The sequence below is a fragment of the Spongiactinospora rosea genome, assembly GCF_003315795.1.
Classification (GTDB): Bacteria; Actinomycetota; Actinomycetes; order Streptosporangiales; family Streptosporangiaceae; genus Spongiactinospora; species Spongiactinospora rosea.
Map to the genome: position 1 here is coordinate 33,696 of NZ_QMEY01000042.1, position 9,956 is coordinate 43,651.

Sequence of the window (9,956 nt, forward strand, 5' to 3'; positions counted from 1 at the left end):
CCTACTGGCACGAAGCCGCATCCCCGGTCATGCCGGACCAGTCACCCCATGTCGCGGGTGGTCGCCGCCGTGCATCTGCTCGACGGCGTGCCGCAGGATCGGGGCGAGAACGGCCATGCCGTCCCGTACGCCTCCCGACGAACCAGGAAGATTCACCACAAGAGTGCGCCCGGCCTGCCCGGCGAGCCCGCGCGAGAGCACGGACGTGGGCACCTTGTCGCGGTTGGCCTGCCGTACGGCCTCCGCGATGCCCGGGACCTCGCGGTCGAGGACGCGCCTGGTCATCTCGGGCGTGCGGTCCGTCGGCGTGAGGCCGGTGCCCCCGGTGGTGACGATCACGTCGTAGCCCTCCGCCAGGCCCGCCCGCAGGGCGGCCTCGACGGGCTCTCCGTCGGGGACCACGCGCGGGCCGTCGACCACGTCGCAGCCGGCGTCGCCCGTGAGCAGGGACGCCAGCAGCGGGCCGGACTTATCCGGATAAACCCCGGCGGCGGCCCGGTTGGAGACGGTGATCACCAGAGCCTTCACGGGCGGGTCCAGACGCCGGTCTTGCCGCCGGTCTTCTCCTCCACCCGGACGTCACTGATCACCGCGGCCGGATCGACGGCCTTGACCATGTCGATCAGCGCCAGCGCGGCCACCGAGACGGCGGTGAGCGCCTCCATCTCGACCCCGGTGCGGTCGGCGGTCTTGACGGTCGCGACGATCTCCACACCCTCGTCGACCACGGTGAGCGAGACATCGACCCCGTGGACGGCGATCGGGTGGCAGAGCGGAATGAGGTCGGGCGTCCGTTTCACCCCCATGATCCCGGCGATCCTGGCCACGCCGAGCGCGTCGCCCTTGGGCACCTCGCCCGCCCGCAGGATCGCGACGGCCTCGGCGGACAGCAGTACGCGTCCGGAGGCGCGCGCCGTACGGGCGCTGATGTCCTTCGCCGAGACGTCGACCATGCGGGCCGCGCCCGAATCATCCAGATGCGTCAGCTTGCTCACGTCGCTCACAGCGGGATCACCTCCACAGCGGCCCCCTCGGGAAGGTCGGTGACGTCTTCTGGGACCACCACGAGCGCGTCGGCGGCGGCGAGGGCGGCGAGCTGGTGGGAGCCCTGCCCGCGTACCGGAGAGACCACCGAGGCGCCGTCCGGGCCCCGGGAGAGCGTGGCGCGTAGGTACGAGCGCTTGCCCGGAGGCGACCGCAGGGCGGTCGCGGTGGTGGCCCGCACGGTCGCGATCTCCGGGGGCAGGCCCTGCATCTTGCGCAGCGCCGGGCGCACGAAAAGGATGAACGAGACGAACGACGAGACCGGATTGCCGGGCAACGCGAAGATCGGGACCTCGTCGTCACCGACCACCCCGAAGCCCTGCGGCATGCCCGGCTGCATCGCCACCCGCTGGAAGCGGACCGTGCCGAGCGGGCCCAGGGCCTCCTTGACCGGCTCGTACGCGCCCATCGAGACGCCACCGCTGGTGATCACCGCGTCGGCCCTGACGAGCTGCGCGTCGAGCTGGTCGAGGAACACCGCGGCGTCGTCGGGCACGACCCCGGCGCGGAAGCCCTCCGCGCCCGCCTCGCGGACGGCGGCGGTGAGCGTGAAACTGTTGGAGTCCCAGATCTGGCCCGCGCCGAGCATCGAACCGGGCTCCACCAGCTCGGCGCCGGTGGACAGCACGACGACCCGCGGACGCGGCCGTACCAGCGCCCTGCGCCGCCCCACGCCCGCCAGGATGCCGAGCTGGGCCGCGCCGATGGGCATGCCCGCGCGCAGCACCACCTCGCCCTTGGGGACGTCTTCGCCCGCCCGCCGGATCGCGTGCCCGGCGGGTGCGGAGCGGGTGATCGCGACCGCGGTCTTGCCGCCGTCGGTCCACTCCACCGGCACGACGGCGTCGGCGCCCGCGGGCATCGGGGCGCCGGTCATGATGCGCACGGCGTGGCCCGGTCCCACCGCGTAGAGCGCGCCGTCGCCCGCGGCCACGTCATCGACCACGGGCAACGTGACCGGGCTCCCCGGGGCGGCCCGCCGGACGTCCTCGGAGCGCACGGCGTAGCCGTCCATGGCGGAGTTGTCGAACGGCGGCAACTCCACCGGCGTCATGACATCTTCCGCCAAAGTGGTGCCGAGCGATCGCTCCAGCTCCAATTCGAGCGGCGCGAGGGTGCGTACGGTCGCCAAGATCTCGGCGAGGTGCTCGTCCACCGATCTCATGCCGGCCGCCCTTCCCCTTGATCGTTCAGCGGTTTCCGAGGAACTCACGAAGCCAGGGTACGAACTCTGGCGCGAGGTCGGGACGCTCAGCGGCGAACTGCACCACTGTGCGCAGATAGTCGAGTTTGTTCCCGGTGTCGTACCGCCGCCCCCTGAACAGGACGCCGTGCACGGGCCCGCCCTCCGACCTGTCGCGCCGGGCGAGTTCCTGGAGGGCGTCCGTGATCTGGATCTCTCCGCCGCGTCCCGGCGGGGTCTTCTCCAGAACCGGGAACACGGTGGGGTCGAGCACGTAACGCCCGATGATGATCCAGTTGGACGGGGCCTCGTCCACCGGCGGCTTCTCCACCAGGTCGGTGACCTTCACGACGTCGTCCTCGTCCGTGGGCTGGATGGAGACCACGCCGTACATGGACACCTGCTCCCTCGGCACCTCCATCAGCGCGATCACGCTGCCGCCGTACTCGGCGCGGACCTGGAGCATGCGCTCAAGCAGCTTGTCCCGCTCGTCGATCATGTCGTCGCCGAGCAGTACGGCGAACGGATGCTCGCCGACGTGCTGCTTCGCGCACAGGATGGCGTGCCCGAGCCCCAGGGCCGTCCCCTGGCGCACGTAGTGGATCGCCGCGAGGTCGTCGGACTCACGGATCAGCGCGAGCTTCTCCTTGTCGCCCTTGGCCTCCAGAGCCCCTTCCAGCTCGATCGCACGGTCGAAGTGGTCCTCCAGCGGACGCTTGGTACGGCCTGTCACCATGAGCACGTCGCTCAACCCTGCGGACACCGCTTCCTCGACGACATACTGGATCACTGGCTTGTCGACGATGGGCAGCAGTTCCTTGGGCGTGGCCTTGGTGGCCGGAAGGAACCTGGTTCCCAGGCCCGCCGCCGGGACGACGGCCCTCGTCACGACGTCGCGCGCGGCGTCGTGGTCGGACCTGCCCGCATTGGCGGCACTGTCAGCGGCAATGTCAGCGTTGGTGGCGATGTCAGCCTTGTCAGCGATGTCAGCCATGGAGCAAACCCTAGTGGAGGGAGCTGTGGACAAACGGATGCTGCGCCGCACTATCGTCGCGGCGCGTCGGTCCATGTCCGAAACCGGACGCCGTGCCGGTGCGGCGGCCGTCAGGGAGAGCCTGATGGACCGTCCGTGGGTGCAGATGGCCGGGCTGGTGGCCTGCTACTGGTCGACCGGCGAGGAGCCACAGACGCACGGGCTGGTGTTCGCGCTGTGGAAGCACGGCGCGACGGTGATCCTGCCGGTACTTCGCGCCGACCACGACCTCGACTGGGCGGTGTACGACGGGCCCGACTCCCTGGAGCCCGGCCCCTACGGGATCATGCAGCCGGTCGATGTGCGGCGAGGGGTGGACGCGATACGTACGGCCGCGCTCGTCATAGTGCCCGCCCTGGCGGTGGACGCGAAGACAGGTGTACGGCTGGGCAGAGGCGGGGGATCCTACGACAGGGCCCTCGCGCGGGTCGGACCCAACGTGCCCACCGTCGCGCTGCTGCACGACGGGGAGCTGATCGAGGGCGTGCCCACAGAGTCACACGATCAACGCGTACGGTACGCGGCCATGCCATCGGGGATCATCGCACTCAGGTGATTTCCTGCCTCATAGGGCACAATATTCCCACCAGCGAATAGGAGGCGCAGGCCGAGAGGGGAGCCAGGTGAAGCTCGATATCTGGCTGCTTCTCGGGGCCGGCGTGGTCATCGCGGCGATCGTCGCGGTACGCATCGTGCACCGCAGCGGCCTGCCGAGCCTCCTCATCTTCCTCGGCCTCGGCCTGCTGCTCGGAGAATCCGGCGTCCTCGGCATCCCGTTCGAGAACGCCGAACTCGCCCAGCAGGTCGGCCTGTCCGCGCTGGCGCTGATCCTGGCCGAGGGCGGGCTGACGACGTCCTGGAGCCACGTACGCCGTGCCGTGCCGCTGGCCGCGGTACTGGCGACCGTGGGCGTCGCGGTGAGCATCGTGGTGCTGGCGCTGGCCATCCGGGGGGTCCTGCACACCGACTGGCGTACGGCGCTGCTCCTGGGCGCCATCCTGGCCTCCACAGACGCCGCCGCGGTCTTCTCCGTACTCCGCCGCCTGCCGCTGCCGCCACGCCTGGCCGGGATCCTGGAGGCCGAGTCCGGCTTCAACGACGCGCCCTGCGTGATCGCGGTGGCACTCCTCAGCGTCGCCAAGGTGCCCACTCCGGGGCTGTGGGAGTTCATCGGGGAGGCGACCTACGAACTGGGCATCGGAGCCGCCGTGGGCCTGCTGGTCGGCCCTGTGGGGTCGTACGCCCTGCGGCGCATCGCCCTGCCCGCCTCCGGCCTCTACCCCATCGCGGTACTGGCCCTGGCCTTCGTCGCCTACAGCGGCGCGGCGCTCCTGCACGGCAGCGGATTCCTGGCCGTGTACCTGGCGGCGCTCATCCTCGGCAACACCCGTCTCCCGCACCGCTCGGCCACCCGCGGCTTCGCGGAGGGCGCGGCCTGGCTGGCCCAGATCGGCCTGTTCGTCATGCTCGGCCTGCTGGCCAGCCCGACCGCGATGCCTTCCGCGATCGTCCCCGGCCTGGTGGCCGGGGTGGCCCTGCTCCTGGTGGCCCGGCCGGTGTCGGTGGCGGTTTCGGCGGCTTTGGTACGTCTGGTCGGGATCGACCGGCTGAGCTGGCGCGAGCAGGCGTTCCTGTCCTGGGCGGGGTTGCGCGGGGCGGTGCCCATCGTGCTCGCGACCATCCCGTGGGCGCAGGCGGTGACCGAGGCCGAAGCGGTGTTCAACGAGGTCTTCGTCATCGTCGTCGTCCTGACGCTGGTCCAGGGGCCGACCCTGCCGCTGGTGGCCCGGCTGCTGAAGGTCGGCGCCCCCGCCGAGGCCCGCGACCTCGAAGTCGAGGCAGCCCCACTCGAAGAGCTCAACGCCGACCTGTTGCAGGTCAGGGTGCCGCCGACGTCGCTGCTGCGGGGCGTGGAGATCTTCGAGCTGCGCCTGCCGTCCGGGGCGGCGGTGACCCTGATCGTCCGGGAGGGACGCAGCTTCGTACCGTCCGCCACGACCCGCATCCGCCAGGACGACCAACTCCTCGTCGTCACCACCGCCGCCTGCCGGGACGCCGTCGAACGCCGCCTCCGCGCGGTCAACCGCCGTGGCAAACTCGCCGGCTGGTTCGGGGAAAGCGGTGCCTCCTGAGTCCCTGGTCACGGGGCGAAGTCGGTCAAGTCACCCGGAATTGCGCGCAGCCAAGTGGCGTTTAAGCTTGTCGGCTGCGTACCATTAGCAGTCGCATCGGCAGAGTGCCAACCGATGCGGATCACAGAGGAGGAGCGCGTGCCCACCTACCAGTACGCCTGCACCGCCTGCCAAGAGCAGTTCGAGGTCGTGCAGAAGTTCACCGACTCCGCACTCACCGAGTGCCCGACCTGCAACGGCGCACTGCGCAAGGTGTTCTCGGCGGTCGGCATCGTGTTCAAGGGCTCGGGGTTCTACCGCACCGACAGCCGCTCATCGAGCACCTCCAGCACGGCTCCCGCCTCGTCGTCGAAGTCGGGGTCCGAGAGCAAGAGTGAGGGCGGCTCCGGCTCGGACAAGTCGTCGTCCGACAGCGGCTCCAGCAAGAGCGCCGACACCCCCAAGCCCAGCACCCCGGTGACGGCCACCAGCTCCACCTGACGGCTTCCGTCAGGGAGCACCCGCCCCCGCCCTGCCACGCCGCCTCCCCGACCCCGAGGCGACGTATTCACGGCACGGCCGGGCGAGGCCGCCGTCCGCCACCACCCTGCCGCCTCCCAAGGCACCCGAGGCGGCACAGCACCCTGCTTGACCCTGCCCCGCCCTCGCCGCCTTCCGACAGGGCAAGGCGGCACAGCACCTCCAGCTCACCGCAGGGCGAACCCGCCGTGGCGGCAGCGCCGGCCCGGCCGCGCCGCACCCCGGCCGATCAGGTCTGCCTCTGGTGACAGCTCGTGCACAGCCCCGCCCATGGCGTACCGGCCCCTGCCTCCCTTCCCAGCATCGGCAAGTTATCCACAGGCCACTGACCCGGCCGGCTTCCCGTTATCCACAGAACGGCGTTCGGCCCGCTGAGGCCGCAAGCCGGCGGGCTAATGTCGCCGCATGGTCAATCGCGCACACATCGGCGTAATCGGCGGCTCCGGGTTCTACTCGCTCTTTGAGCGTGGCGACGCGGAAGAAGTCGAGGTGGCGACCCCCTACGGCGCACCGAGCGACGTCGTGACCGTCGGCAGGATCGGTTCCCACACGGTCGCCTTCCTGCCCCGCCACGGCCGCGGTCACCGCTTCCCGCCGCACCGCATCCCCTACCGTGCCAACCTCTGGGCGCTGCGCTCCCTAGGCGTCCGCCAGATCGTGGCCCCCAGCGCCGTCGGCTCGCTCTGCGCCGAGCACGGCCCAGGCGTCGTGGTCATCCCCGACCAGCTCGTGGATCGCACGACCTCCCGCGAGCAGACCTACTACGACACCGGAGGCGCCGTCCACGTCCCCTTCGCCGACCCCTACTGCCCCACCGGCCGCTCGGCCGCCGTCGCCGCCGCCAAAACCTCCGGCTGGGATGCCGTCGACAGAGGCACCCTCGTCGTCGTCGAAGGCCCCCGGTTCTCCACCCGCGCCGAGTCCCGGTGGTTCGCCGCCAACGGCTGGACCATCGTCGGCATGACCGGCCACCCCGAGGCCATCCTCGCCCGCGAGCTGGCCCTCTGCTACACCTCGATCTCGCTCGTCACCGACCATGACGCCGGGGTGCAGACCGGTGAGGGCGTCACCCAGGCAGAGGTCTTCGCCGTCTTCGCCGCCAACATCGCCCGCATGCGCTCCCTGGTCGCCGACACCGTTCGCGCCCTCCCCGAGGACCGTGCCTGCCCATGCGGCCACGCCCTCGACGGCATCAAGCTCCCCTTCGAGCTTCCCTGAATCCCTCCCCCACCCCACCCACCGCCTGGAGAGTCCTCCGATGCCCCCCGTGATCCGCGCGCTCATACGACGCCGGCGCCTCGTGGCCAGTTCCCTGGTCGCCGTGGCGGTGACCTGCGCCCTCACCGTGCTCGCCCCCGCGCCTCCGGAGACCGTGCGCATCCTCGCCGCCGCCCGCGACCTGCGAAGCGGCCCTCTCGCTCCAGGCGACCTGACCCCGCTCGCCCTCCCCGCCGAAGCCGTCCCCGCGGGGGCCATCCGCCCTCCCGCCTCCGCGACCGGCAAGATCCTCGCCTCTCCCATGCGCAGGGGCGAGCCGCTGACCGACGTCCGCCTGGTCGGCCCCGCTCTCGTGGCCGCCCACCCACCGGGCATCGTCGCGGCTCCGGTCCGCATCGCCGACTCCGACGCGGCGGGCCTGCTGGCCCCCGGCGACACGATCGACGTCCTCGCAGCCGGCCCCGGTTGGGGACATGACACCGCGGCCACCGCCTTACCGGCCCAGACGGTCGCCGACGACGTCCGCGTGATCACCACCCACAAGCCACCCGCCGGCTCATCCGCCGGTGGGAGCGGCGGAGCGCTGATCGTGCTCGCCACCACCTCGGCACAAGCCGCCGACCTCGCGGCGGCCCAGGCCGGCGGGCATCTCTCCATCACGATCGGGCCACGGCGACACCCATGAGTCGATCATGCAAATACGGAGAGTAATATACTGCGCCCCGCCCGACCAACAGTCAGTCAACCGGAGGCCACATGAGCGGGTTCAAGAAGTTCCTGATGCGCGGCAACGTCATCGAACTCGCCGTCGCCGTAGTGATCGGCGCCGCTTTCACCTCGATCGTCAACTCGTTCGTCGAAGACCTGCTCACCCCGCTGATCTCCGCCTTCGGCGGCCTGCCCGACTTCAAGGGGCTCACCCTCACGGTCGGCGAGTCCGTCTTCCGCTACGGCGAGTTCATCAACGCCCTGATCTCGTTCATCATCGTCGCCACGGTCGTCTACTTCCTGGTCGTCTCACCGTACGAACGCCTCAGCGCCCGCTTCCGCCGCGCCGAGGTCATCACCACCCGCGAATGCCCCGAATGCCGTTCGGAGGTCCCCAAGGCCGCCACCCGCTGCGCCTTCTGCACGATCCAGCTCACCCCGGCCGACTGACCGGCCCCGACCGCCCGCTACAGCACCGACCCGATCTTGGGGTCGTACTCCCAGTGCCACGGCTCGAACGGATTGCTGTACGCCCACTTAGGGTGAATCCAGCCATACCGCTTCCCGTTCGCCTCCAGCCACCTGAACTGCGCCGACCCCGAGATCTGCACCCCACCGCACAGGTCCACCGCCAGTCCCAGGCCGTGATTGCTGCGCCCCGGCACGGCCGCGAACCCGGGCCGCCGATAGTAGATCGACTGCTGCTCGGCCAGATTCCGGTAACTGTCCGTGACACAGATCGGCTTGCCGAACTGCCTGCGGTACGCCTCACTGAGACTGACGAACGCGATCGCCGCGTCCGCCCGGAGCTCCTCCCCCTTCTGCTGCAACGGGCAGAGGTACGCGGCCGGAATCAGCCCGTTGGGAAAGTCATCCGTGGACGTGATCTTCGTCGGGTCACAGGCCAGCGCCGCCCGCCCCACCTTGTCGATCTTGATGCCCAGTTTCACCAGCGCCTGCGTCAGCGACTTCACGACCTTGTCGGACCGCTTGCGCAGTACGTCGATCTCCACCGCCATCTGCGCCTCGCCGAGCAGCTTGTCCGACCGCAGTTCCTGCGCCTCGGCCGCCAGCCGCTGCCGCCCCTCAAGCAGCCGCCCCGTATCCGCGACCACCTGATCCCGTTGCGCCACAAGCTGCGACACGCTGGACATCGCACGCAGGCTGGCCTCATCCGACCGCCCGGTGATGAACGGCGCGATCTCCCCGCCGCTCGCCTGCTGGTAAAGGAGCTGCACCAGATCCGACAGCGGCTGCCGTACCTCCGCCAGCGCCCGATTTGCCTGATGCAACTCGCGCAGCTTCGCCGTCAGCCCCTTGTCCGCCTCCTTGACCTGCGTCCGCCGCGTCTCCAGCGCCTTGGTCGCCTCCTCCAGATCCCGCGCGGCCAGCTCCGCCTGCTTGCGCAACTCGGCGAGGTTCTTCGGATCGGGCCGTAACGCGGACCGCGGCACCGTACGGCCGGCAGGACCGGCCACCTCCACCTGCACCTGATCGCCGACCTTGATCGAGACCCCCGGCGTGGCATCCACCTCCGGAAGCGGTTCGTTCACCGCGGCCTCGGTCGCCCCAGGCAACAGCGAAACCAACAGCGCGAACACCACGATCAGGCCCGCCGATCGAGGAGATGGCACCTTCGACTCCTCCATTAGCGAACTTGTGACCTGAGCCAGGCACGCACGTTACTACAGCTCGACGGGTGCTCGGGGCGGAGTCGCCCCAGCGGTAATGCTCCGGAAAGATCCCCCTGCCGGATTCACGCGCTTTGCCCCACATCCCACACCCTCGCCCCGAACAGCACATCTATCCCAAATCCACCTCCTGCACACCCTCCAAACACTCCTCCCACATCCACGTATCCCGCCACTCCTCAGGACACCCCGCCCCTCCCTCAGCCCCCATCTCCCCCCCACCCAAACCACCTTCCTCATCCGCCCCCCGAACCTCCTCCTCCCCCGCCTCTCCCCCCGCCCTCCCCCGCACCACTGCCGACACCGCCCCCCGCACTCGCCGACGCCGATCAAGTGCCTCCTCCGGCCTTTTTTGCCCCTCCTGAACCTCCGGCGCCTTAGACACCACCACCCGCCCCGGCACCCGCCGCCCATAAACCAACTCCGCA

Annotated in this window: 11 protein-coding genes; 6 read left to right on the forward strand and 5 right to left on the reverse strand. The window is 70.3% G+C overall.

What is annotated here, in order from left to right; genetic code table 11:
- Positions 1–27: 27 nt before the first annotated feature.
- The 4 genes from DP939_RS43345 to galU are packed head-to-tail and all read right to left on the reverse strand — an operon-like array spanning position 28 to position 3,221.
- Complete coding sequence (locus tag DP939_RS43345) at positions 28–528, reverse strand: MogA/MoaB family molybdenum cofactor biosynthesis protein (RefSeq protein WP_199565807.1); 501 nt, start codon at positions 526–528, stop codon at positions 28–30.
- Entirely contained in the window at positions 525–995 is a 471-nt protein-coding gene (gene moaC / locus DP939_RS43350; protein WP_113986693.1) for a cyclic pyranopterin monophosphate synthase MoaC, read from the reverse strand. The genes DP939_RS43345 and moaC overlap by 4 nt, the downstream gene beginning before the upstream one ends.
- Before the next feature lie 5 nt (positions 996–1,000).
- On the reverse strand, positions 1,001–2,209 hold the full coding sequence (gene glp / locus DP939_RS43355) for a molybdotransferase-like divisome protein Glp (RefSeq protein ID WP_113986681.1): 1,209 nt from the start codon (positions 2,207–2,209) through the stop codon (positions 1,001–1,003).
- Between the two features lie 25 nt (positions 2,210–2,234).
- Positions 2,235–3,221 carry a UTP--glucose-1-phosphate uridylyltransferase GalU gene (galU, locus tag DP939_RS43360; RefSeq protein ID WP_113986682.1) on the reverse strand — a complete coding sequence of 329 codons (987 nt, stop codon included), beginning with the start codon at positions 3,219–3,221 and terminating at the stop codon, positions 2,235–2,237.
- 37 nt (positions 3,222–3,258) lie between these two features.
- On the opposite strand from galU, the gene DP939_RS43365 reads away from it, so the two are divergent.
- The 6 genes from DP939_RS43365 (at position 3,259) to mscL (ending at position 8,287) form a co-directional block, all read left to right on the forward strand.
- Positions 3,259–3,816, forward strand: a complete 558-nt coding sequence (locus tag DP939_RS43365) for a 5-formyltetrahydrofolate cyclo-ligase (RefSeq protein WP_225878910.1) — start codon at positions 3,259–3,261, stop codon at positions 3,814–3,816.
- A 67-nt stretch (positions 3,817–3,883) separates the two neighbouring features.
- Positions 3,884–5,392 (forward strand): potassium/proton antiporter, encoded by a 1,509-nt coding sequence (locus DP939_RS43370; protein ID WP_113986684.1) that lies wholly within the window; start codon positions 3,884–3,886, stop codon positions 5,390–5,392.
- 114 nt (positions 5,393–5,506) lie between these two features.
- The gene (locus DP939_RS43375) at positions 5,507–5,872 is read left to right on the forward strand and encodes an FmdB family zinc ribbon protein (protein WP_404828638.1); all 366 of its coding nucleotides are present in this window, start codon (positions 5,507–5,509) and stop codon (positions 5,870–5,872) included.
- A 444-nt stretch (positions 5,873–6,316) separates the two neighbouring features.
- Complete coding sequence (locus DP939_RS43380) at positions 6,317–7,129, forward strand: S-methyl-5'-thioadenosine phosphorylase (protein ID WP_113986685.1); 813 nt, start codon at positions 6,317–6,319, stop codon at positions 7,127–7,129.
- Between the two features lie 40 nt (positions 7,130–7,169).
- Positions 7,170–7,814 (forward strand): Flp pilus assembly protein CpaB, encoded by a 645-nt coding sequence (cpaB, locus tag DP939_RS43385; RefSeq protein WP_113986686.1) that lies wholly within the window; start codon positions 7,170–7,172, stop codon positions 7,812–7,814.
- 71 nt (positions 7,815–7,885) lie between these two features.
- Positions 7,886–8,287, forward strand: a complete 402-nt coding sequence (gene mscL / locus DP939_RS43390) for a large conductance mechanosensitive channel protein MscL (protein ID WP_113986687.1) — start codon at positions 7,886–7,888, stop codon at positions 8,285–8,287.
- A 17-nt stretch (positions 8,288–8,304) separates the two neighbouring features.
- Here mscL and DP939_RS43395 read toward each other — a convergent pair whose 3' ends face one another.
- Entirely contained in the window at positions 8,305–9,486 is a 1,182-nt protein-coding gene (locus DP939_RS43395) for a D-alanyl-D-alanine carboxypeptidase family protein (protein WP_113986688.1), read from the reverse strand.
- Positions 9,487–9,956: the final 470 nt, after the last annotated feature.

Coding starts and splice junctions, on each gene's coding strand:
- glp (WP_113986681.1), bottom strand. CDS start 2,209: ATGAGATCGGTGGACGAGCACCTCGCCGAGATCTTGGCGACCGTACGC.
- galU (WP_113986682.1), bottom strand. CDS start 3,221: ATGGCTGACATCGCTGACAAGGCTGACATCGCCACCAACGCTGACATT.
- DP939_RS43365 (WP_225878910.1), top strand. CDS start 3,259: ATGCTGCGCCGCACTATCGTCGCGGCGCGTCGGTCCATGTCCGAAACC.
- DP939_RS43375 (WP_404828638.1), top strand. CDS start 5,507: ATGCGGATCACAGAGGAGGAGCGCGTGCCCACCTACCAGTACGCCTGC.
- DP939_RS43380 (WP_113986685.1), top strand. CDS start 6,317: ATGGTCAATCGCGCACACATCGGCGTAATCGGCGGCTCCGGGTTCTAC.
- cpaB (WP_113986686.1), top strand. CDS start 7,170: ATGCCCCCCGTGATCCGCGCGCTCATACGACGCCGGCGCCTCGTGGCC.
- mscL (WP_113986687.1), top strand. CDS start 7,886: ATGAGCGGGTTCAAGAAGTTCCTGATGCGCGGCAACGTCATCGAACTC.
- DP939_RS43395 (WP_113986688.1), bottom strand. CDS start 9,486: ATGGAGGAGTCGAAGGTGCCATCTCCTCGATCGGCGGGCCTGATCGTG.